We start from the raw sequence: 23,235 nt of genomic DNA on the forward strand, positions 1-23,235 counted from the left end.
CCGCACCCCCTGTAGGAGCGAGCTTGCTCGCGAAGAACGCTAACGATGACGCAGCGCCCCCGGTTTATCCCGGCGCTCTCTGGTTTTTCGCGAGCAAGCTCGCTCCTACAGGATTAAGCGGCCAGCCCGGACCGAGACAAAAACAAGAGTGAAACGACAGAACGCAGTAGCTCTAACCCATATTGATTCAAGGAGAAACACATGATCCCAGTAATCCTTTCCGGTGGTAGCGGCTCACGTCTTTGGCCGCTTTCGCGTAAACAGTTTCCCAAGCAGTTCCTGGCCCTGACCGGCGAGCACACTTTGTTCCAGCAAACCCTGGAGCGCCTGGTGTTCGACGGCATGGATGCACCCATCGTGGTCTGCAACAAAGACCACCGCTTTATCGTCAACGAGCAACTGGCCGCCCGCAAACTGGAAACCCAGCGAATCCTGATGGAACCGTTCGGCCGCAACACCGCGCCGGCCGTGGCCCTGACGGCAATGATGCTGGTCAACGAAGGCCGTGACGAGCTGATGCTGGTGCTGCCGGCCGACCACGTGCTGGACGACCAGAAAGCCCTGCAACGTGCCCTGGCCCTGGCCACTGTGGCCGCTGAGCGTGGTGAAATGGTGCTGTTCGGCGTGCCGGCCACCCGTCCGGAAACCGGCTACGGCTACATCAAGTCGACCAACGATTCGCTGCTGCCCGAAGGCGTCAGCCGCGTGCAACAGTTCGTTGAAAAACCCGATGAAAAACGCGCCACCGAGTTCGTCAAAAGCGGTGGTTACTTCTGGAACAGCGGCATGTTCCTGTTCCGCGCCAGCCGCTTCCTGGAAGAGCTGAAAAAGCACGATCCGGACATCTACGACACCTGCCTGCTGACCCTGGAACGCAGCAACCACAGCGCCGACACCATCGACATCGACGAAGCCACTTTCGCCTGCTGCCCGGATAACTCCATCGACTACGCCGTGATGGAAAAAACCCAGCTGGCCTGCGTGGTGCCATTGACCGCTGGCTGGAGCGACGTGGGTTGCTGGGCATCGCTGTGGGACGTGAATGAAAAAGACGCCAACGGCAACGTCAGCAAAGGCGACGTGGTGATCCAGGACAGCAAGAACTGCATGATCCACGGCAACGGCAAGCTGGTGTCGGTTATCGGTCTGGAAAATATCGTGGTGGTAGAAACCAAGGACGCGATGATGATTGCCCACAAGGACAAGGTCCAGGGCGTCAAGCAGATGGTCAACACTCTCAACGAACAGGGCCGCAGCGAAACCCAGAACCACTGCGAGGTCTACCGTCCGTGGGGCTCGTATGACTCGGTGGACATGGGCGGCCGCTTCCAGGTCAAGCACATCTCGGTCAAGCCGGGCGCGTGCCTGTCGTTGCAGATGCACCACCACCGCGCCGAACACTGGATCGTGGTCAGCGGCACTGCCGAAGTCACCTGTGACGAGAACGTGTTCCTGCTCACCGAAAACCAGTCCACCTACATTCCGATCGCCTCGGTGCACCGCTTGCGCAACCCGGGCAAGATCCCATTGGAGATCATTGAAGTGCAGTCCGGGAGCTACCTGGGTGAAGACGATATCGAGCGTTTTGAAGATATCTACGGTCGGTCTACGCCGATCGAGCGTGGCGTGTCGGTGAAAACCATCGCGCAGTAAAAGAGCGGCACAAGAAGCCCCCGTCACACCGACTGCGTCCCCTATCCGCAGCCGGTGGGTCGGGGGCTTTTTCAGATCAATGCCCCAGCGCTTTCAAACGCGCTCAACCGAAATAGTCGGGAAACTGATTCGGCCCCAAATACAGGAAGTTCGACGGGTTCAACTTGATTTCTTTGTTCATCTTCAGCTCAACGAACGGGCTGCCCGCCGTGATGGAACCCAGATCCTGCGGAACCTGATCCGTGCTGAATATCACCATGTAGTCGCCCCTGCCCACATAGCGTTCGTTCCCCAGGAACAACAGGTTTTCGACGTTTTCACCATTAAATTGCTGGCCGGGGGGGTTAACGTACACGCCGCCCTTCGAACCCGCGCGCGTTTCACCGCGCGCCAGATCGTTAATACCTTGCCCTTGAGCAATCGCTTCAGCGCCTTCCTTGCTGGTGTAGTGGATATATACGGGTTGCCCGTTGTGCGTGCCCGAATCCACTGCCGACTGCCAATCTGGATGATTGACCAATTGCTTATTCGTTGCAGAGAGTGGAGCAGAGCTGCCTGGCTGGCCCAGCAGCTTTTGCGCCTGAGGCTTGCCAGTCTTCTTTGGACCTAATCCTGACTTGACGCCACCCGGCAACCGGTTCAATCGCCATTCGCCGTCGCCCGCCGGCTGCAGGAATGCCACGGTCTTTTTGGTCTGCGGGTCAATGACCCGTACATATCCACCCTCGACCTTGTACACGGAGCTGATTTCGTACGGTTTGCTGACGCCGCTGCCATCGGTGTAACGCACATAAAACTGCTCGCCGACTTGATAAGTGCCATCGCCCCGCATCGTACGGCCGCTGAGCAGGCTGTCAGGCACGGAATGGGCGCTGATGTCTGGCAACGCGCGGACTGAGACGCCCCCTGCCGGTACCTGGTGTGCCGCCGGTGTGGTCGTCAGCGGCACGACGACTCTACTTGCCGGCGCCGGGTTAAGGACCGGGCGCATAATTGGGCTGGCCTTGCTACCCGCGGCCATGCCGCTGCCGTCGCCATACCGGGCATAGATCATGGCAAGGCGGTTGGGTTTGTTGAGTACGTTGACGATGGATTGTCCCGGTGCCCGGATGACACGCAGCCCCGCCTTGGTCAGGCGGGTCGCGGTCGAAACGCCCTTTCCGACAATGGGCAGCAGGTCCATGAAGATCGTGGCGACCTCGATGCCAAACAGTGTCTTGTTGTATCTCGATTCTTTAGCTACTTCATCTGAGCTGACAGATCCGACGTCCGCCTTATCGATCAGTATTTCCGTCAGTTGTTTGTACAGAGTGTCCTGTAAATTGCCCTGGATAGGCGTGAGGTAGGCGTTGCTACCCAACTCATTCACCCGTCCCAGCCGCCCCACATTTTCAACAATGCTCCTCTGGACGATTGCACTCAAACCGTCCGGATTGAGCGGCGATGTTTTGCTACTTGCGTAGGTTCGCCATCCCGGTTCTTTGAAAAGCGCACTGAGCGCCGCCTGATTGGCGACTTCCCGAAAGGAGATCCCGTCGGGCGCATCCGGGCTATACAGCACAAGCGGCCCGTCCTGGCCGTTGCCAATGGCGACCACACCCTGAAGCTCCTGACCGTAGTGGCTGACGGTGTTTGCGACAACGGTCTTTCCATCCACTTGGGGCCGCGTGGCAGCGTCCGGAAAATCGAGCACGGCCCGGACCCATTCAGGTCCCGAGGAGCCTTGTGGATAAGCCTGCGGATTCAACTGCCCCAGAAACGCCTGCTTCTGCATGACATCCGACAGGTTGGCTTTCCATGCCGAGCGGAGTTTCCCCGGTGCTCCCGTCTGGGCGTCAGGCGCCATTCGTTCCTTGAGCAGGGTGATGTAGTTACCGCCCACATCCAGCTCATTCACCAGAGTCTTGAGTTCCTCGGTTCCCAACACCACAGGTTTTCCATCTGCCCCGAGCACCGGCTTGCCTGAAACATCGGTCAGCGTTGCGGCGAATTTCACCTCAACATGCTGGTGGCTTTCTGCGGCGGGCCATGCAGTAGGGTTTTTCAGGGCAAGCTCAATCAATGAGCTGTGCTGCCTGCTGACATTGCGCGCAACGTAAGCGCCTTGCCGACCGGTATGAGTCCTGGATTGTGTGGTGGTGGTGACCACGATCTTGTCCGGGTCGATATTTACCGTGGGGTATTTTTTCCTGAGCGCCGCCGCCAATTTGTCATGGGCAAAGCCCTGCAGTGAAGGAATCGCTTCCAGCAACGGCACCAGTGACTGGAGGGATTGCTGCTCGCTCGCCTCCAGAGACTTGTATTCGCCCTCGTTCATGCGCGACAGGTTTTTCAGCCACTGCGGCTGTTGTTTGTCTTCAAGCCTTTCTCCCCGGGCGAGCATTGCGTTGCTGCCGTCCAGTTGAGTAGACCAATTGGCGGCGCTGTTCATGGCCTGGGAGATTTGTGGGCCGTTCATGTCGCTGGTGTCTGAGTGAGTCAGTGCATTCAGTTCGGCTTTTTGTCGCTCCAGAAGCTGAGGAATCGCTTCAGCAATCACGTCCCCTGAGGTGGGAGCGAAACTGAGCATCAGGTCTTCGCCGCGTAAAGGCTTGCGCAGGTTTTCCGCCGACAAGGGCAAGCTCTGTGACAGCAGCTCTGCGCGAACGCCGCCTTTGTCAATTCGTTGCATCAGCGTCGACTGCAATTGGGCAGGGGTCGCGAACTCCTCAAAGCCCTCACCGGGGGTGTAGAGCACCACAGGTCCGTTGTCTTGGTTGGCAAGCATGTTTTTGTTGCCGTTGGGCCAGTGAGGCTGGGTTTGCAGGGAGCCATCGGAGGCGGTAATCATGAAGGCCCCGGCCAGGCGCGCGCCGTTCAGCGTCGTGTCATCAACCGTGAGCGGATATACACCGGGCCGCGCACCGTTGGGGAAAGCGCTTCCCCGGGACGCCAGGGTCGGATAACGGAACGCTTTGTCGATCAGCGCTTTGCTCGCCGGGCTCAGGGTACCGTCCTCCACGCGCAGGGCCGCTTGAGTGGAGAGCATTTGGCGGTGCAGGTTGATCAGTTGGTCTTGAGGCGGGCTGGGGTCTGTTTCGGTGGGGCGGGGAGACGTCCAGAATCGAGTGACGGCGTTGGCAAACAGCTCACCAATTTGCCCTACGGCGCCAGGCGTCTTGGCAACGTACTCCTGATACTCCTGCACAAATTGCTCATAGGTGGGCTGCTGGCTGATCAACCGGTTGATTTGAATGTTGAGTGAATTGTGCTGGCTGAAATAACCCTGTTGAGCAGAGGCGGGTCTACCAAAAGCATACTCGGCGACAGTGGCCGGACGAATGCTCCGAACGACCGGCATAGCAGGTGCACCAGGGAAGGCCTGGCCAGAAAATGACGCCGCGCTACTGAGCTGAGGCGTCTGGTTTTCAGCGGCTCGCTGGCCGTTTAAAGCTGAAGGAGGGGCAAGATCAGGCTGATACTCGGTATGACGTTTAACAATCATTGAATGGACCCTGTGCAAAAGGGAGTTAGTCCATTGTTACCCTTGTAAAAGAGATATCACTCCAGTGATGAATCAATCCGTGGTGTAAGAGCGCCAGCGGGTTCCGGTGGGTAAAGTGCAATGCATTACCGCAAGTGATTAGGCTTGGCCCCCGGGCTCAGCTACGATGAATGCTCATGGCAAGCGAGGGTTTTATCGTGTTCATCGGCGTTCTACTGATCATCACCTGGTTGATCCTCCTGCTGCGCTATCCGGCCAAGGCGTTGCCGGTTTCCCTTGCGGCCGCCATCGGCCTGGGTTTGGTCGCGGTAGGCGTAGTGTGGCTGGACAAGCGTGAGGCCCAACAATTGGCACGCCTGGAATTACGCACCGTCTACGCGCCTCAAGAATGCCCGGCAGACCGGCCACTCAAACTCACTCTGAACAACGGCAACGATGTGCCACTGACCGAACTGCGCTGGCGCGTCGCAGCTTATGCACCAGGCGACACCGTCAACCTGGCCGACAACGTCTACGCTGCCCCACGCTATCGCGGCCCCGGCGAACTGCAAGCCGGCGCCACCTGGGAAGACTGCCTGCCGGTACCGCCACTGCGCCCCGGCTATCGCCCGCAAACCCTGGAATTTCGCGCCGAGCATTTGCAAGGCAGCTTCTCCGACTAACAACAAAGGACTGATCCATGCCCAACGTACTCATCACCGGGTGTTCCAGTGGTATTGGCCGTGCCCTGGCGGATGCCTTCAAGCAAGCCGGTTTTGACGTGTGGGCCAGCGCCCGGCGCACTGATGATGTGACGGCACTTCGCGCCGCCGGCTTCAACGCCGTGCAACTGGACGTCAACGACAGCGCCGCGCTCGCTCAATTGGCCGGCCAGATCGGCGAGCTGGATGTGCTGATCAACAACGCCGGCTACGGCGCCATGGGCCCGCTGCTCGACGGCGGCACTCAGGCGATGCAGCAGCAATTCGAGACGAACGTGTTTTCAGTGGTCGGGGTGACCCAGGCGCTGTTCCCGGCCCTGCGTCGTCGTAAAGGGTTAGTGGTGAATATCGGCAGCGTGTCCGGCGTGCTGGTCACACCGTTTGCCGGTGCGTATTGCGCCTCGAAAGCGGCAGTGCACGCCTTGAGTGATGCGTTGCGCATGGAACTCGCGCCCTTCGGCGTACGGGTGATGGAGGTACAGCCGGGCGCCATCGATACAAGTTTTGCGAAAAACGCCGGCACCCAGGCCGAGCTGTTGATCAATGAAAAATCGCCTTGGTGGCCGCTGCGCGAAAGCATCCGCGCCCGGGCCAAGGCCTCCCAGGATCGGCCTACGCCCGCCCGCGATTTTGCCGCGGATGTATTGAAGGCCGTGCAACAGACAACACCGCCGCGCCTGTTACGCTCGGGAAATGGCTGCCGGGCATTGCCGTTGATGGCGGCGTTGCTGCCCAAGGGTTTGCTGGAGACCGTCTTGAAAAAACGCTTTGGCCTAAGCGGCCAGCTGTAAGAGCCCCCCGCCACACCCGTGGCGAGGGAGCTTGCTCCCGCTGGGCTGCGCAGCAGCCCCAAAACCATCCGCCCGAGTATTCCTGAAAGAATGCGCTGACCTTTTCAGGGGTGCTTCGCACCCCAGCGGGAGCAAGCTCCCTCGCCACACGGTTTCTCGACTGATCAGCCTTTCATGAAATCAATGAAGGCCCGCACTTTCAGCGGCAAATGCCGAGTATCCGGGTACAACGCATACACCCCCTGTGGCGCAAATCGATGACCCGGCAGCAGACGCACCAAACGCCTCGCCTCCAGGTCTTCCTGCACCAGCCACTGGGGCAGGATCGCCACACCATGCCCGCGCACGGCGAAGGCCTGGAGAATGGCGGCGCTGTCCGCAACCAATGAAGCCTTGCCAGGCCCCGGGCGATACAGGCGCTCGAGACCAGCCGGATCAACCACCGCCAACTCCGTCAGCCGCCCATGGCCCAGCTTGGGCAATTGCTCCAATTCATCCAGCGTGGCGACCCCGGCAAACTCCGGCGCGGCCACGGCAAAAATCTCGTAGCTCGACAGCTGCACCGCCCGGTGATTGGAGTCGAGCATCCGTCCCAATCGAATGGCCACATCAAACCGCTCGGAGATCAGGTCAGCGTGGCTGGAGGATGTGGATAACTGGACGTTCAATTCCGGGTGCAGGCCGCGAAAGGTTTCCAGTGCCGGCACCACCACGGCCAATCCGTATTCGACGGTGGTGGTGATACGCAACGTGCCTTTGAGCTGGCTGTGTTCCGAACGGGCTTCCTCGACCGCCAGCCGTGCCTCTTCCAGCATCCGCGTGCAGCGCAGGTAAAAGCGTTCACCGGCATCGGTCAGTGCCAGTTGCCGAGTACTGCGGGTCAGCAGGGTGACACCCAGTTCGGCCTCCAGGCGCTTGAGGTTGAAGCTCACCACCGCCCGCGTTTGCCCGAGGAAGTCAGCGGCTGCGGTCAATGAACCAGCCTCGACCACGGCCTTGAAGGTGTCGAATCGATCCAGGCTGACCATGGGCCACACCCTCCTTTGTCAAAATATTTTTGACAAACTAACAGTCAAACTGCTGTTTCCCAAGTGCCTGCACCCGCCTACCCTGCCGCCATCCACCGCAGGAACAGCGCAATGACCTACCGCTCGAAAGTCACCTGGATCTTTCTACTGGGCTTCGCCCTCGACCTGGTGAACATGTTTGTCGCCACCATCGCCTACCCGGATATCGCCCGGGAGTTACACGCCTCGATCACGCAACTGGCGTGGATCGGCAACGCCTATATGCTCGGCCTGACCGTGGTGATTCCCCTGAGCGTGTGGCTGGCGGCCCTGTTGGGCGAACGACGCTTGATTGCCGTAAGCCTGCTGCTGTTCGGCGTGGCCTCGGTGCTGGTGGGCCAGGCCGCGTCGATTGAAACGTTGATCGGCTGGCGCCTGCTGCAAGGCTTGGGCGGTGGCTTGTTGATTCCTGTCGGCCAAGCCTTGGCCTATCGGCATTTTGCCCCGGCAGAACGCAGCCAACTGACGGCCAAAGTCATGCTGGTGGCGTTACTGATTCCGGCGTTGTCGCCAGCATTGGGCGGCTTGGTGGTGGACAGTGTGTCGTGGCGCTGGATCTTTTTCGCCAACCTGCCGCTGGCGCTGATCACCTTGATGTTGACGTTGAGCTGGCTGGAGGTGGACACGCCCGCTGCCACCCGCCCAAGTCTGGATCTCGGCGCGGTGCTCGCGCAGATTCGCCGGCCAATGCTGCGGGTCGCGATGCTGGTCTACCTGTTCATTCCGGGCGTGTTTATCGGCACCAACCTGGTGGCGATTCTTTATCTGCACGGCCTCGGGTTCAGCGCCAGCCACATCGGCGCGCTGATGCTGCCTTGGGCGCTGGCCTCGGGGCTGGCGATTGCCTTGAGCAAAAAACTGTTCAATCGCTGCGGGCCTCGGCCGTTGCTGTTGGCGGGCATGCTGCTGCAATCCATCGGCATCCTGTTGCTGATCGAGCCACACCCGATAGTCGTGGTGCTCGCCTACATCCTGATGGGCCTGGGCGGCAGCCTGTGCAGCAGCACCGCGCAAACCCTGGCCTTTCTCGACATTCCGGCCGAGCGCATGGGGCATGCCAGCGCCTTGTGGAATATCAATCGGCAATTGAGTTTTTGCCTCGGTGCCGCCGTGCTCAGCGGGGTGCTGGCCGCGCTGGACTCCTTCACCGCGACCTTCGCGATTGCCGCAGCGTTGACCCTCATCCCCTTATTTGCAGTACTGTGCCTGGATGCATCCAAAGTACGGACACTGCTTCACCCTGCCAGCGAGCCCACACAATGATTGATTACCGTGATTTTTTTGATGAAGTGATCCAGACCCATGTCGAGATCGAACAATGGTTTGCAGGCGTTGCGCCCGAGGGAACACTGAACACCTTGTTGGCGCGCTTCTCCCCCGACTTCAGCATGATTGCGCCGTCCACCGGGACTCGGATGAACGCGGCCGGGGTCAATTACCTGTTCACCCGCCTGGGTGGCCAGCGTCCGGGGCTGAAGATAACCTTGAGCGAACTGACTGGCATTGACCGTCATGCACGTGGCGCGACCGTGACGTATCGCGAGCATCAGATCGATGACAGCGGCACCCAGACCGACCGCCGCGCCACCGTAGTATTCGAAAAACTGGCCAGCGGCGCCCTGCTATGGCGGCACTTGCACGAGACCTACTGCCAGGCCTGACTTCCCAAACAACAGAAATCAACTGTGGGGCTGCCTGCGATGCACCTCGATACACCTGAAAGCACTGAATCAAGTTGTGGGAGCGGGCTTGCTCGCGAAGGCGTGTGCCAGTCAATACATGTGGCGATTGATCCACCGCCTTCGCGAGCAAGCCCGCTCCCACATTGATCCGGTTCCTGCCAGGGAATTGAGGGTGTATCAAAGGTCGTCGTTAACGATCACGGTGCAGGTAATCCCCGCCGCCAACAGCACGCCCTCCGGCACTTCATCAATGTGGATCCGCACCGGCACACGCTGGGCCAGGCGCACCCAGTTGAAGGTCGGGTTCACATCGGCGATCAGCTCGCGGCTCTCCGGGTTGTCCCGGTCGTAGATCCCGCGCGAGATGCTTTCCACGTGGCCCTTGAGGGTCTCGCCGCTCATCAACTGCATGTCGGCTTTATCGCCGACTTTGACGTGGGGCAGCTTGGTTTCTTCGAAGAAGCCGTACACCCAGAACGAGTTCATATCCACCACCGCCATCTTCGCCTCGCCAATACGCGCGTAGTCGCCACGGTGCACGTTGAGGTTGGTGACGTAGCCGTCCACCGCCGCCACAACCTGGGTGCGCTTGAGGTTCAGTTCGGCTGCTTCGAGTTGCGCCAACGCGTGCTGGTAATCTGCCAGGGCCGAGTCGGCGATGTTGCTGGCGTCGTCGCGGTTTTCCTTGGAGATCACCAAGGCGTCGAGGTCGGCGCGACGGTGGGCGTTGACCTTGCGCATCTCCCAGGTGGCCTTGCGGGAAGCCACCAGCGATTGCGCCTGCTTGACGGCAATCTGGTAGTGCTCGGGGTCGATCTGCATCAGCAGGTCGCCCTTTTTCACCAACTGGTTGTCACGCACCGGGACATTGACCACCTCGCCCGTAACGTCGGCAGCGACGTTAATGATGTCGGCGCGCACGCGGCCATCGCGGGTCCATGGGGTTTCCATGTATTGCACCCACAGCGTACGACCAATCCAGATCGCCAGGGCCAGTACCAGCAAGGTCGCGAGCAGGCTGAAAAACTTTTTCATCGGGGCATTCTCAACGGTAGACGGTCAGCGCCAGGGCGCCGAACAAGCAAGCGAACAGGCTCAGGCGCAGCAGCGCCGGGTGCCAGAAAAAACGGTACAGATCAAAGCCGGCCAGAAACCGGTCGAGGGCCCAGGCCACGCCCGCCGCGATAAAAAACATCAGGGTCATGGTGGGCATATAGACGCCGTGGAAGGCGATTTCACGAGGCATGAGCGGGTCCTTCGGACTTGAGTGCAGCCAGGGGTGATTGCGGGTCCAGCAATGAGGTGCGGATAAAGTGCAGGTAGCTTTTCACCCGGCGCAGGGCCGAGGTGTCGAAGTGCGGGGCGAAGGGTTCGTCGGTGGCCTGCACCCGGCTGATCGCATGGTCCACGGCGATCAGACTGCGCTCCAGGTTGCTGGCGCTGGGTTGCAGGAACAGCCGCACCAACGAGCGGCCCATCACCCGGATCGCTTGGCGCCACGGCTGGGATTCGGCATACGCCGGGTGTACCGGCAAGATCGCCTGTTCCTTGCGCAATTCGATGATCGCGTGGCCGACTTCCAGCACCACGAACATCCAGCGCAGCAGGTTGCGTTGCACCTGGGGTTGCCCGGCGGCGAAGCCGTAGGCCTGGTGCAGCAGGTCGCGGGTGCGGCTTTCGAAACCTGACGCCAGGCCCTTGAGCTTGCCGCTGATGGCGAACACCACTTGCTCGCGCAGGTCCTGCTCCAGCCGGCGCCACAACCAGCGGCTGTTGGGCGGTAGGATGATCGCGCCCGCCGCCGCACACACCAGCATGCCGATGACCATCGCGATGTAGTCGTTGATGAAGGTGTAGGGGTTATAGATCGTGAGGTTGTCCGGCACCGAGCCGGTACTGAAGAAAATCAGCAACCCCACGCCAACCCCGGCGTACTGCGGGCGTGAAGCCAGGAACGAACCGAAGATGATCACCGGGGCGAGCATCACGCACAGCAGCGGGAAACCGTCGATCCAGGGGAACACGAAGAACATTTCGACAAAGCCCACCAGCGCCCCGATCAAGGTGCCGCAGGCCATTTGAAACGCCATGCGCTTGGGATTGGGCGTGGCGGCCGACAAGCCCACCGTGGCCGCGGCGATCAGGGTCATGGTGGCGCCGCTGGGCCAGGCCGTGGCCACCCAGTAACTGCCGAGGACGATCAGGATAAATGAAGCGCGAATCCCCGAGGCGGCGCAGGCCAGCCAGTTGGTTTTCGGGGTATAGGGCTCGTCCCAGTGTTCGCGTTCATGGCTGTGATCCGCGAGGGACGCGTGGGTCTGGGCGTAGTTGTGCAAGTCGTCGACGAAACGGTACAGCAGCTCATAGGCAGTGTGGAAATCCAGCTGCTCGGCGTCACTGGGCTGACTTTCCTGGAAGCTCGTGCGCAGGCTGCGCACCTTGGCGGGCAGGCCTTCCTTATAGGTATTCAACTGATTGGCCAGGCGCGCCGCATCGGGGCTGGTGAGGGCGCGGCCGGAAAAACCGTCGAGCAATTCCGCGAGGTCTTGCAGGCCGGGCTTGATAGCGGCCACCACGTGATCGGCCTCTTGGCTGCGCAGGCGTTCGAGCAACTGGTGCAAGGCGTTGAAGCGAGTGGTGATGCTCATGAACTCACTGTTCAAGCGCGTCAGCCGGCCATTGCGCCGACGCATGTGCGGGTCTTCGAACACGGTGATGCTGCGCAGCCCTTCCAGGCCCACGGCTTCGGCGATAAAGCGCACGTTGCTGCGTTCAAACCCTTCACGCTCGCTGCGACCGCGCAGGCCGTCGGTGACGAACAGCGCAAACACACCGAAGCGCTGGTACAAGGCGTTGCGCATGGCGGCGCTGGCGGTTTGCGGCAGGATCACTGCGCTGACCAGCGTGGAGCAGACAATCCCCAGGGAAATTTCCAAGACCCGCCACACCGCCGCCATGAACGCGCCGTCGGGATGAGCCAAGGCTGGCAAGCCGACCATCGCGGCGGTGTAGCCGGCCAGCACAAAACCATAGGCGCGAAAGTTGCGATTGCGGGTAGCGCCAGCAGTGCAGATGCCGACCCAGATCGCCAACGAACCGAGGAACAGTTCCGTGTTCTGCGCGAACAACGCGATCAGAAACACCATCACCGCCGAGCCCGCCAGGGTGCCAAGGAAGCGGTAAAAACTCTTCGCGAATACCTGGCCGCTCTGCGGCTGCATCACGATAAATACCGTGATCATTGCGGTGCGCGGTTGCGGCAGTTCCAGGCGCATGGCCAGCCACAGCGTCAGGAACGCCGCGATCAGCACCTTGAAGATATAGACCCAGGTCACGCCGTCACTGCGTGCCCAATCGAAAAAACCACGGCGCCACTCGAGGGAGTGCAACCAGCGCAGCGGTGCAGGCAAGGGAGTCATTGCATCCTACTCAGTGATCAAACACGGCGAGGGCCGCCGGGGTCTTGCTCGGAAGAGTCTTGCTGTCCAAGGGTACGTCGCTGCCGGCACCGAGGCCGCCGCCCAATGCGGTCACCAGTTCGGCATGGGCACTCAGGCGCGCGGCCTGCACCTGTTGCTGCACCTGCTGCTGGCGGAACAACAGGCTCTGGGCATTCAGTACGTTGAGGTAATCGGTGAGGCCGCGCTGGTAGGCGATCATCGCGATGTCGTAGGTCTTCTGCGCGGAAGCCACGGATTCGGCGGCGAAGGCCTGCTGTTTGTCCATCGACTCGCGGCGGATCAACTGGTCGCTGATGCCCTTGAGTGCATTGACCAGGGTCTGGTTGTAATGCGCGACGGCGATGTCGTAGCCGGCGCTGGCTTCACCCAACTGCGAGCGCAGGCGGCCGCCGTCGAAGATAGGCAGGCTGATGGCCGGGCCGGCGCTGTAGTTGAGCTTTTTACCCGTGAGGAAACTGAGCATTCCGCCGCCGGTGGCGACGTACCCGAGGCTGCCCACCAGGTCGACGTTGGGGTAGAAACCGGCGTGAGCCACATCAATGCCACGGGCCTGGGCTGCCACTTGCCAGCGACTGGCAACCACGTCCGGGCGCTGGCCGAGCAGTTCGGCGGGCAAGGTCGACGGCAATTTCAGCGGTGCACCAAGGGACAGCGTGGGCCGCTGCAACTGCGCGCCCTCCCCCGGCCCCTTGCCCGCCAACGCAGCCAGTTGATTACGGCTCAGGGCGATGGCCTCATCCAAAGCATCCAGTTGCCGATGGGTTTCCGGCAGTGGCGTCTCGGCCTGGCTGACTTCAAAGTGGGTGCCGATCCCGCCATTCAGGCGCTTTTGCGCCAGGTCGAGAATCTGTTGTTGCTGGGCCAGGGTGGCGGCCACGATATCGCGCTGGGCGAAGTGCAACGACAGCTGGATATACGCGCGCACCACGTTGTTCTGTAATTCGAGCTGAGCCTGGCGCGCTTCGGCGGCGCTCATGTGGGCCATGTCCACGGCACGCTCGGTGGCATTGCTTTCGCGGCCCCAAAGATCGAGGGCATAGCTCAAGCCCAGGGAAGCGTTGTTGTCCCAGGTGGTGGAATTGTCCAGCGCGCCCGGGCCGTAGAATTGGTCGCTTGGCCAGTTGTGGCGCTTGAGCGTGGCGTCACCATTGACCTGCAACGACTCGGCCGACTCGGCAATCCCGGCCATGGCCCGGGCTTCACGCACACGAGCGGCGGCCATGGCCATGTTCGGGCTGCCTTGCACGGCGAGGTCGATCCAGTGGTTGAGTTGCGGGTCGCCGTAGGCTTGCCACCATTGCGCGGTGGGCCAGTGGGCGTCCTGGGCGGCGGTGTTGATCGCTTCGTCGGTGGCCAATGAATTGGCGACGAGTGACTGGCCTTGAGGGGCAATTCCTCCGGTTCCGATGCAGCCGCTGATTGCTAACGATAAGGCCCAAACACTGAGAGTCTTCAGCTCTCTGCTGATGCGACGCGGCACTGCTGCGAATTCCTGAGAGGGTGTTGCGGGGAAGGTGGCGCAATTCTAAGGGCCGGGCCGGATGGCGATAAGGTGGGATTCTTGTGAATCTTTGTTACCGTTCAGGCGATAATCCGTCGTAGGTTCATTATTCGCTCTGCAAAAAAAAGAAACTTCGTGTCACAATTTGTCATCTCCCAGAGAGCACTCCATGGACACTTTGCAAAACATGCGCGCCTTCAGTTGTGTGGCCGAAGCCGGCAGCTTCACCGCCGCCGCCGTGCAACTGGATACCACCACGGCCAACGTCTCGCGCGCGGTCTCCAACCTTGAGGCCCATCTGCAAACCCGTTTGCTCAACCGCACCACCCGCCGCATCGCCCTGACCGAGGCCGGCAAGCGCTATTTGCTGCGTTGTGAGCAGATCCTGGCGTACGTCGAGGAAGCCGAGGCCGAAGCCAGCGACGCCCACGCCCGCCCGGCCGGGCAGTTGAAGGTGCACACCATGACCGGCATCGGCCAGCACTTCGTGATCGATGCGATTGCCCGCTACCGCCGCACCCACCCGGACGTGACCTTTGACCTGACCATGGCCAACCGCGTGCCGGACCTGCTGGACGAGGGCTACGACGTGTCCATCGTGCTCGCCAGCGAACTGCCGGATTCGGGTTTTGTTTCGCAACGCCTGGGGATAACTTACAGCATCGCTTGTGCGTCGCCGGCCTATGTAAAGGCCAATGGCTGTGCACAACGGCCCAGCGACTTGCTTAACCACGCCTGCTTGCGCCTGGTCAGCCCGGTGATTCAGCTGGATAAATGGTCATTCAACGGCCCTGAAGGCCAGGAAAGTGTCGCCATCAACAGCTCACCGTTCCTGGTGAACTCGGCAGACGCGATGAAGACCGCCATCACCAGCGGCATGGGCGTTGGCCTGTTGCCGGTGTATGCGGCAATTGAAGGGTTGCGCAACGGCACGCTGGTGCGGGTGATGCCCAACTATCGCTCCCAGGAACTGAACCTGTACGCCATCTACCCGTCGCGCCAATACCTGGATGCGAAGATCAAGACGTGGGTGGAATACCTGCGCAGTTCCCTGCCGGAGATCATGGCCGCGCATCAGGCGGAACTGGCGGCCTATGAGCTAAGTGGCAGTTTGGGCGGGGTTCGGCTGAGTAACTGAGGGCGGTCAGCCGCTACACCGGCAGCGTAATGCCAAAGGTATTGCCGCCGCCCTCGCTGCGCACAAACACATCCCCGCCGTGCATCAGCGCGATCGCCTTGACGATCGCCAGCCCCAATCCGTGATTCGCCCCGCTATTGCTGCGGGACGCATCCACCCGGTAGAACCGCTCGAACAACCGGGGCAGGTGCTCACTGGCAATCTCATCACCCGGGTTGGTCACCCCGATCGCCACGTGATCTTCCAGCACGTCGATCTTCACCTCGATCACCTGCCCAGGCAGTGTGTGCTGCACCGCATTGCTCAACAGGTTGATCAACGCCCGGCGCAAATGCGCCTTCTCTATCTGCACCTGGGCATCGCCGCTCACGCGTACCTGCACCTGGGCGTCTTCGAGGATGAAGTCCAGGTAGTCCAGGGTGGTCGCCACTTCGTCCGCCAGTGAACTGCTGATCAACTTGGTGGCCTTGCTGCCCTGGTCGGCGCTGGCCAAAAACAGCATGTCATTGATGATCGAACGCAGCCGTTCCAGCTCTTCGAGGTTCGATTGCAGCACCTCGAAGTAATGCTCGGCCGAGCGCCCACGGGTCAGTGCCACTTGGGTCTGGCCAATCAGGTTGGTCAACGGTGAGCGCAGTTCATGGGCCACATCGGCGTTGAACGACTCCAGGCGCGAATAGGCTTGCTCCACCCGGTCGAGGGTCGAGTTGAAGGAATTGACGAACTGCTTCAGCTCCGGCGGCAACGGCGACAGTTGCAGGCGCCCGGAGAGTTTCGGCGGCGCGAGTTTCTGCGCCTCATCCGACAGTTTGATCAGCGGCTTGAGGCCGATACGTGCGACCCAAAACCCCAGCAGCGACGCCAACACCACGCCGACAAACGCCAGGCTGATCAGCGCCACCAACAGTTGATGTTGGGTGGCGCGGAAGTTCTCGGTGTCGACCCCGATCATGAAGCGCAGCGGCGGACGCTGGTCCTTGGCCGGGAACTGGCTGACCAGCATTTTGAACGGATGATGATGGCCCGGCAGGTGCAAATCGCGCTTGCCGGTCGGGCCTTCGGCGAAGGCACGAATCTGCGCGTCCGGGTTGCCATATTCGTAGGTCGGATCGCTGCTCACCACCCAGAAGCGGATGCGTTTGTCTTCCTCACCCAACAGCTTGAGCTTGGCGGTGATCTTCGCCCAGTGATCCGGCGTACCAAAACGGTTCACCGAAGACTCCAGCACGCTGTAACGCGCATCCAGCTCGGCACCGGGCAACAGGCCCAGGCCTTTGTCCACCTGCTGGTACAGCGCGCCGCCAATCAACAGGAAGATCAGCAGCGCCACCAACGTGAACATGCCACTCAGGCGCAGGGCGATGGAGTTAGCCGACACTGCGGTTCTCCAGCACATAACCCATGCCGCGGATGGTGTGCAGCAGTTTCTGTTCGAACGGCCCGTCGAGCTTGGCCCGCAGGCGCTTGATCGCCACTTCCACCACGTTGGCGTCGCTGTCGAAATTGATGTCCCAGACCATTTCCGCAATCGAGGTCTTGGACAGGATTTCACCCTGGCGCCGAGCCAATACGCTGAGCAGCGAGAACTCCTTGGCGGTCAGGTCCAGGCGAACGCCGTTGCGGCTGGCCTTGCGACTGATCAGGTCAATCCACAGGTCGGCGATGGTCACCTGCACCGGCTCATGCCCGCCGCTGCGACGGGTCAGGGCCTGCAGGCGCGCCACCAGCTCGAGGAACGAGAATGGCTTGCCGAGGTAATCGTCCGCCCCTTCGCGCAGGCCGCGAATGCGGTCTTCCACGCGCTCGCGGGCGGTCAGCATGATCACCGGCGTCTGCTTGCGCGCCCGCAGTGCACGCAACACGCCAAAGCCATCCAGGCCGGGCAGCATCACGTCGAGCACGATCACCGCGTAATCGTTCTCCAGGGCCAGGTGCAAACCCTCGACGCCTTCACGGGCGACGTCGACGGTATAGCCTTGCTCCGTCAGGCCGCGATGCAGGTAGTCGGCGGTTTTTTCTTCGTCTTCAATAATCAGTACACGCATGAGCCTTTTGTTCCAGGACGGGGCCTCAGCCTCAGAGTGTGGTTGCCAGCTGGGGAGCTGGTTTGGGTCGATGGAAAAACTTCTCAAGGTACAAGTATATGACCGGCGTGGTGAACAGCGTCAGCGCCTGGCTCACCAGCAACCCGCCCACCACCGCGATACCCAGTGGCTGGCGCATTTCTGCACCGGGGCCGGAGCCCAGCATCAACGGTACCGCACCCAGCAACGCGGCGAGGGTGGTCATGATGATCGGCCGGAACCGCGTGACACAGGCTTCATAAATCGCCTCTTCAGGCGGCAAGCCGCGTACGCGCTGGGCATCCAGGGCAAAGTCGATCATCAGGATGCCGTTCTTCTTCACGATACCGATCAGCAGCACCAGCCCGATCAGGGCCATGATCGAAAAGTCCTGGCCCATCAGTGACAACATGATCAACGCGCCCAAACCCGCCGACGGCAAGGTGGAGATGATCGTCAGCGGGTGCACGAAGCTCTCGTACAGCACACCCAGGATAATGTAGACCGCCACCAGTGCCGCGAGGATCAGCCAGGGTTGGCTGGCCAACGAACTCTGGAACGCCTGGGCCGCGCCCTGGAAGTTACCGATGATGGTAGTCGGCATGCCGATTTCGTTCTTGGCCTGGTTGAGCATGATCACCGCATCCCCCAACGCGACGCCCGGCGCCAGGTTGAACGACAGGTTGGCCGCCGGGAACATGCCGTCATGGCTGATGGACAATGGCCCGACGGTAGGCGGGTCGACCTTGGCCACCGCCGACAGCGGCACCATCTCGTTGGTCAGCGGCGAGCGCAGGTAGAAGTAGTTCAGGCTTTCCGCCTTGCCGCGTTGCTGGGTGTCCAGCTCCAGCACCACCTGGTACTGGTTGATCTCGGTCTGGAACTCGTTGATCTGGCGCTGGCCGAAGGCGTCGTACAGCGCCTGGTCCACATCGGTGGCGGTGAGACCAAAACGCGCAGCGGCCTGACGGTCAATGCTGATGTGGGTGATGCTGCCACCCAATTGCAAGTCGTTGGACAGGTCGCGGAACGCCGGGTTGGCCCGCAGTTTTTCGGTGAGGCGCTGGGTCCAGGTATTCAGGGTCGGACCGTCATTGCTCTTGAGCACATACTGATACTGGGCGCGGCTGGGGCCGGAGCTTAAGTTGATGTCCTGGCCGGCACGCAGGTACAGCACGATGCCCGGCACTTTCGCCAGTTTCGGCCGGATCCGATCGATAAACTGGCTGGCCGACACGTCGCGATCTCCGCGATCTTTTAAAGCGATCCAAAACCGGCCGTTGGCGATGGTCTGGTTGCTGCCGGTCACGCCCACCGAATGGGAAAACGCTTCCACCGCCGGGTCATCCTTGACGATCTCGGCGATCGCCTTGTGCTTGGCGACCATGTCCGGGAAGGACACGTCAGCCGCCGCTTCGCTGGTACCGAGGACGAAGCCGGTGTCTTGTACCGGGAAGAACCCCTTGGGGATAAACACGTAGCCGACCACGGCCAGGGCCAAGGTCACCATGAAGATCGCGGCCATGGTGCGCTGGTGGGCCAACGCGCGGCGCAGATTGCGCGCATAGCCTGCAAGCAGGCGTTCGCTGAAGCCGGGTTTGTCGTGGGCGTGATGGGTCGGGGCGCGCATGAACAACGCGGCCAGGGTGGGCGCCAGTGTCAGTGAGACCACCACCGAAATCAGGATGGTGGAGGTGGCCGTCAGTGCAAACTCCTTGAACAACCGCCCGACCACACCGCCCATGAACAGCAGCGGAATAAACGCCGCCACCAGCGAGAAGCTGATGGACACCACGGTAAAGCCGATTTCCCCCGCGCCCTTGATCGCCGCTTCGCGCTTGTCGAGGCCCGCCTCCAGATGGCGGTGAATGTTTTCCACCACCACGATGGCATCGTCCACCACAAACCCCACGGAGATCACGATCGCCACCAGGGTCAGGTTGTTCAGGCTGAAGCCCATCAGGTACATCAGCGCAAAACTGGCGACCAGCGACACACCGAGCACGCTGGACACAATCAACGTGGCCGACAACTGGCGCAGGAACAGCGCCATCACCGCCACCACCAGCAGGATGGCGATCAGCAGGGTCACTTCCACTTCATGCAAGGACGCGCGGATGGTCTTGGTACGGTCGGTCAATACGCTGACCTGCACCGAGGCCGGCAACATGGCTTGCAGGCGTGGCAGCTCGGATTGAATGCGGTCCACGGTCTCGACGATATTCGCCCCGGGCTGGCGGGAGATCACCAGGTTGACCCCTGGCGTGTCGCCGGACCAGGCCTGCACGTAGGCGTTTTCCGAACCGTTGACGACTTTGGCGATATCCCGCAGTTGCACGGGCGCCCCGTCCTTGTAGGACACGATCAGTTGGGCGTAATCCTCGGGATGGAACAACTGGTCGTTGGTCGACAAGGTCGACACGCTGTTTTCGCCGTAGATCGCGCCCTTGGCCAGGTTCAGGCTCGATTGCTGGATCGCCAGGCGCACGTCCGCCAGGGTCAGGCCGATGGCCGCGAGTTTATCGGCTGACGCCTGCACCCGGATGGCCGGGCGTTGCTGGCCGGTGATGTTGATTTGGCCTACGCCGTCGATCTGGCTGATCTGACGGGCCAGCAGGGTTTCCACGTAGTCGCTCAGTTCGGTGCTGGGCATGCTGTCGGAGCTGACGCTGAGGATCAGCACCGGGCTGTCCGCCGGGTTGACCTTCTTCCAGGTCGGCAGGCTTGGCATGTCGCTGGGCAGTTTGCCGGACGCGGTGTTGATCGCCGCCTGCACTTCTTGCGCGGCGGTGTCGATGCTCTTGGTGAGGGTGAATTGCAGGGTCAGGAGGCTGGAGCCCAAGGCACTGCTGGAGGTCATCTGGGTCATGCCGGGGATGGCGCTGAATTGCACTTCCAACGGCGTGGCCACGGAGGACGCCATGGTGTCCGGGCTGGCGCCGGGCAGCGTGGCGCTGACCTGGATCGTCGGAAATTCAGCTTCCGGCAGTGGGGCGATGGCCAGTCGTGGGAAGGCAATCATCCCGAGTAACACCAGGGCGAAGGTCAGCAGCAAAGTGGCGACCGGATGGTCGACGCACCAGGCCGACGGCGAACGACTGCCACTCATGGCTGCACCTTGGCATCAACGGTCTGGATCACCTGCGGCGGCTCCTTGAGCACGTCGACCTGAGCGCCTGCCTTGAGCCGTGACTGGCCGTCGCTGACCAGCACGTCGCCGGCCTGCACGCCCTGGAGGATGTTCATGTCGCTGTTCTGATACAGCACCTGCACCGGCACCACCTCTACCTTGTCACCCTTGAGCCGGTACACGAAGTGCGAATCCAGCCCGCGTTGCACGACGGTGGGCGGTACCACCAGGGCATTCTTGTGCAGGGCGGTCTGGATCCGGATTGTCACCAGTTGCCCCGGCCAGAGTTTTTGCGCGCCGTTGCTGAACTCGGCCTTGGCGCGGATGGTGCCGGTGGTGCCGCTGATCTGGTTGTCGATCAGGCTCAGGCGACCTTCGCCCAGCAGGTCGCCGGTCTGGCCGTCGGTGTCGGCGCCCATGTAGGCGTTGACGTCGGCGGGCAGTTGCGCGGCGATCAGGCGTTGCAGGGTCGGCAGCATTTGTTGCGGCAGGGAAAACTCGACGGCAATCGGGTCGATCTGGGTCACGGAGAACAAGCCCTGGGTGTCGCTCATGCGCAGGAAGTTGCCTTCATCCACCGTGCGAATCCCGACGCGACCGGTGACCGGAGAGCGAATCTGCGTGTAGGAAAGCTGCACCTGCGCCGAATCAATAGCGGCCTGGTTGCCTTGGGCCGTGGCCTTGAGCTGGTTGACCAGGGCTTGTTGCTGGTCATAGGTCTGCTTGGACACGCCGTCGTCGATGCTCAGTTCCTTGTAGCGCTTTAGGTTGACCAGCGCGACTTGCAGTTGCGCCTGGCTTTCCCCGAGTTGCGCCTTGGCCTGGTCCAGGCTGGCGCGGATCGAGCGGTCATCAATGGTCGCCAGAAGGTCACCGGTCTTCACCAGTTGACCTTCCTTGACCAGCAATTTGGTGAGGATGCCGTCGATTTGCGGGCGGATCACCACGCTGTGCAACGACAGCACCGAACCAATGCCGCTGACAAAACCCGGAATGTCCTGCTGTTTGACGCTGATCACACGCACCGGAATCGCTGCCGACGCGGTCAGTTTGGTCTTGGCCGGGCGGGTCACCACCCAGGCAACCACGGCCAGTACCACAAGGACGCCCACGATCAAGGCCGTTTTTCGTTGAATGTGCATGGGGTGAGGCGCCAGGGCAAAGGATCGGAAGAATGAAGGTTCTTTATAGCCCGCCAACCCGGTCAGCAAAGTGACTGCTAACTGACAGCGCCGTCAGTAAAGTCCGACCATTCGTACGAGCAGTGGTTAAAGATCCGAGGCACGCAGGTATACTGCCCGACGGTGTGGCCTGCAAGTCAGGCCCGCGTCATTTTCAGTACTCCCCGGAGCTTCCATGAATTCCCCGACACAACCCGCTGTTGAAGCGGTCGACATCGACCAACAGGCCAATCCTGACAGCGTCGAAGGCGAAACCAAGGCCGAGATCCCGGCATTCAAGTTTCCGTTCAAGCCGGGCGAACTGGCCGGGGCAAAAAACGCCAGCCAGCCTTGGTACAAAAACGGCGCGAAGAACGGCCACACCAAGAGCCCGGGCATGGCACCGCCCGGCACCCGTCGCTCGATGGGCAAGCGCTGACCGGTAATAAATCCTTCGCAATGGAGATTTATGCCTACAAGAGTTACTGACGTTTCGCCTTGTAGGCCTGCGGCCAATTCTTGAAAGCTTGCACGCACCCGCCAGCCCCGACTCTTTCGCTCTGGGCTGGACGTGGTGCAGCTGGTTTTCCGGAATAGGACGTCCCTGTGGTTCTTATACGCACCTGTGTTGTGCTGGGCTTGTCGCTGATAGACGGTGTCGTCTCCATCGCTGCGGCCGGTGATCAACCACGCAGCGAAATTCGTTTTGCCGTGGCCGCGCAGTTCCCGCCCTTTCAAAGCCGCAATCAACAAGGCCAACTTGTAGGTCTGAACATCGAATTGGGTAACGCCCTGTGCATACAGCTCAATATGCGATGTACCTGGGTCGACCAGATCCTGGTAGAAAGTTTCACCGCCCTTGAAGCCAGGCAATTCGACGCGATCATGGGCATCGCCCCCACGTCGAAGCGGCACCGGCGAGTGAATTTCACCGATGACCTCTATCCGATGACCACGCATCTGGTGGCCCGCAAGACATCAGGCTTGATGCCGACCCCACGGTCGCTGAAGGGCAAGCGCGTCGGCGTGTTGGTGGGCAGCAACCGCGAGGCGTTTGCCCTGGCGAAGTGGGCGCCGAAGGGTGTGATCGTCAAGGGTTTCTGGCGCAATGAAGAACTGATCCGCAGCCTGTTGGCCGGCGACATCGATGCGACATTGCAAGGCACGGTGGAAATCCGCGAGGCACTGCTCGACACCGCTGACGGCCAGATTTTCGACTTCCTCGGCCCCGCCGTCTCCACCGATCTGCTGGGTAACGGCGTGGCAATTGCCCTGCGCAAGCCCGACACCGCGCTGCGCAATGACCTTAACTGCGCCCTCGAACAACTGATGCAGAGTGGCGAATACCAGCGCATCGTCCAGCCCTACCGTCTTGACGCACCGCCCGCCAGGCCGTAATGGCCA

At 61.2% G+C, this 23,235-nt stretch carries 18 protein-coding genes; 8 read left to right on the forward strand and 10 right to left on the reverse strand.

The window, feature by feature from the left end; genetic code table 11:
• Positions 1-201 precede the first annotated feature (201 nt).
• Entirely contained in the window at positions 202-1,653 is a 1,452-nt protein-coding gene (locus tag HBJ59_RS04535; protein WP_076014362.1) for a mannose-1-phosphate guanylyltransferase/mannose-6-phosphate isomerase, read from the forward strand.
• A gap of 103 nt (positions 1,654-1,756) precedes the next feature.
• On the opposite strand, the gene HBJ59_RS04540 is transcribed toward HBJ59_RS04535, so the two are convergent.
• Positions 1,757-5,137: a dermonecrotic toxin domain-containing protein gene (locus tag HBJ59_RS04540; protein WP_167662867.1), complete on the reverse strand. Its 3,381-nt coding sequence runs from the start codon at positions 5,135-5,137 to the stop codon at positions 1,757-1,759.
• Positions 5,138-5,334: 197 nt separating this feature from the next.
• Between HBJ59_RS04540 and HBJ59_RS04545 the strand changes: the two genes are divergently transcribed.
• Together HBJ59_RS04545 and HBJ59_RS04550 are read left to right on the forward strand one after the other, a co-directional pair.
• Entirely contained in the window at positions 5,335-5,799 is a 465-nt protein-coding gene (locus HBJ59_RS04545) for a multidrug transporter (protein ID WP_167663427.1), read from the forward strand.
• A gap of 17 nt (positions 5,800-5,816) precedes the next feature.
• Positions 5,817-6,629 (forward strand): SDR family oxidoreductase, encoded by an 813-nt coding sequence (locus tag HBJ59_RS04550; RefSeq protein WP_167662868.1) that lies wholly within the window; start codon positions 5,817-5,819, stop codon positions 6,627-6,629.
• A gap of 164 nt (positions 6,630-6,793) precedes the next feature.
• Here HBJ59_RS04550 and HBJ59_RS04555 read toward each other — a convergent pair whose 3' ends face one another.
• The gene (locus HBJ59_RS04555) at positions 6,794-7,657 is read right to left on the reverse strand and encodes a LysR family transcriptional regulator (protein WP_167662869.1); all 864 of its coding nucleotides are present in this window, start codon (positions 7,655-7,657) and stop codon (positions 6,794-6,796) included.
• 111 nt (positions 7,658-7,768) lie between these two features.
• Here HBJ59_RS04555 and HBJ59_RS04560 point away from each other — a divergent pair, with 111 nt between their 5' ends.
• Together HBJ59_RS04560 and HBJ59_RS04565 are read left to right on the forward strand one after the other, a co-directional pair.
• The gene (locus HBJ59_RS04560) at positions 7,769-8,959 is read left to right on the forward strand and encodes an MFS transporter (protein WP_167662870.1); all 1,191 of its coding nucleotides are present in this window, start codon (positions 7,769-7,771) and stop codon (positions 8,957-8,959) included.
• Positions 8,956-9,357, forward strand: coding sequence for a DUF4440 domain-containing protein (locus tag HBJ59_RS04565; protein ID WP_076014367.1), 402 nt, complete (start codon positions 8,956-8,958; stop codon positions 9,355-9,357). Before HBJ59_RS04560 ends, HBJ59_RS04565 begins: the two co-directional genes overlap by 4 nt.
• Positions 9,358-9,555: 198 nt before the next feature.
• Here the strand turns inward: HBJ59_RS04565 and HBJ59_RS04570 are convergent, their stop codons facing one another.
• The 4 genes from HBJ59_RS04570 to HBJ59_RS04585 are packed head-to-tail and all read right to left on the reverse strand — an operon-like array spanning position 9,556 to position 14,319.
• On the reverse strand, positions 9,556-10,413 hold the full coding sequence (locus tag HBJ59_RS04570; RefSeq protein ID WP_076014368.1) for an HlyD family secretion protein: 858 nt from the start codon (positions 10,411-10,413) through the stop codon (positions 9,556-9,558).
• A gap of 10 nt (positions 10,414-10,423) precedes the next feature.
• Positions 10,424-10,624, reverse strand: coding sequence for a DUF1656 domain-containing protein (locus tag HBJ59_RS04575; protein WP_076014369.1), 201 nt, complete (start codon positions 10,622-10,624; stop codon positions 10,424-10,426).
• On the reverse strand, positions 10,614-12,797 hold the full coding sequence (locus tag HBJ59_RS04580) for an FUSC family protein (protein ID WP_167662871.1): 2,184 nt from the start codon (positions 12,795-12,797) through the stop codon (positions 10,614-10,616). Before HBJ59_RS04580 ends, HBJ59_RS04575 begins: the two co-directional genes overlap by 11 nt.
• Before the next feature lie 10 nt (positions 12,798-12,807).
• The gene (locus HBJ59_RS04585; RefSeq protein ID WP_167662872.1) at positions 12,808-14,319 is read right to left on the reverse strand and encodes an efflux transporter outer membrane subunit; all 1,512 of its coding nucleotides are present in this window, start codon (positions 14,317-14,319) and stop codon (positions 12,808-12,810) included.
• Positions 14,320-14,509: 190 nt separating this feature from the next.
• On the opposite strand from HBJ59_RS04585, the gene HBJ59_RS04590 reads away from it, so the two are divergent.
• Positions 14,510-15,478 (forward strand): LysR family transcriptional regulator, encoded by a 969-nt coding sequence (locus tag HBJ59_RS04590; RefSeq protein WP_003216257.1) that lies wholly within the window; start codon positions 14,510-14,512, stop codon positions 15,476-15,478.
• A 13-nt stretch (positions 15,479-15,491) separates the two neighbouring features.
• On the opposite strand, the gene HBJ59_RS04595 is transcribed toward HBJ59_RS04590, so the two are convergent.
• From HBJ59_RS04595 to HBJ59_RS04610, 4 genes are read right to left on the reverse strand one after another with little or no spacing between them, the layout of a single operon-like run.
• Entirely contained in the window at positions 15,492-16,856 is a 1,365-nt protein-coding gene (locus HBJ59_RS04595; protein WP_167662873.1) for a heavy metal sensor histidine kinase, read from the reverse strand.
• Positions 16,846-17,523 carry a heavy metal response regulator transcription factor gene (locus HBJ59_RS04600; RefSeq protein ID WP_003216255.1) on the reverse strand — a complete coding sequence of 226 codons (678 nt, stop codon included), beginning with the start codon at positions 17,521-17,523 and terminating at the stop codon, positions 16,846-16,848. Before HBJ59_RS04600 ends, HBJ59_RS04595 begins: the two co-directional genes overlap by 11 nt.
• A 31-nt stretch (positions 17,524-17,554) precedes the next feature.
• Positions 17,555-20,650 carry a multidrug efflux RND transporter permease subunit gene (locus HBJ59_RS04605; RefSeq protein WP_076014373.1) on the reverse strand — a complete coding sequence of 1,032 codons (3,096 nt, stop codon included), beginning with the start codon at positions 20,648-20,650 and terminating at the stop codon, positions 17,555-17,557.
• Positions 20,647-21,813 (reverse strand): efflux RND transporter periplasmic adaptor subunit, encoded by a 1,167-nt coding sequence (locus tag HBJ59_RS04610; RefSeq protein WP_076014374.1) that lies wholly within the window; start codon positions 21,811-21,813, stop codon positions 20,647-20,649. Before HBJ59_RS04610 ends, HBJ59_RS04605 begins: the two co-directional genes overlap by 4 nt.
• A 214-nt stretch (positions 21,814-22,027) precedes the next feature.
• On the opposite strand from HBJ59_RS04610, the gene HBJ59_RS04615 reads away from it, so the two are divergent.
• Both HBJ59_RS04615 and HBJ59_RS04620 read left to right on the forward strand, forming a co-directional pair.
• A complete protein-coding gene (locus tag HBJ59_RS04615; protein ID WP_003216247.1) occupies positions 22,028-22,270 on the forward strand; it encodes a hypothetical protein in 243 nt (80 codons plus the stop codon).
• A 167-nt stretch (positions 22,271-22,437) separates the two neighbouring features.
• Positions 22,438-23,229 carry a transporter substrate-binding domain-containing protein gene (locus tag HBJ59_RS04620; RefSeq protein WP_167662874.1) on the forward strand — a complete coding sequence of 264 codons (792 nt, stop codon included), beginning with the start codon at positions 22,438-22,440 and terminating at the stop codon, positions 23,227-23,229.
• Positions 23,230-23,235 lie beyond the last annotated feature (6 nt).

The organism is Pseudomonas sp. AN3A02 (assembly GCF_011765255.1).
Lineage (GTDB): Bacteria > Pseudomonadota > Gammaproteobacteria > Pseudomonadales > Pseudomonadaceae > Aquipseudomonas.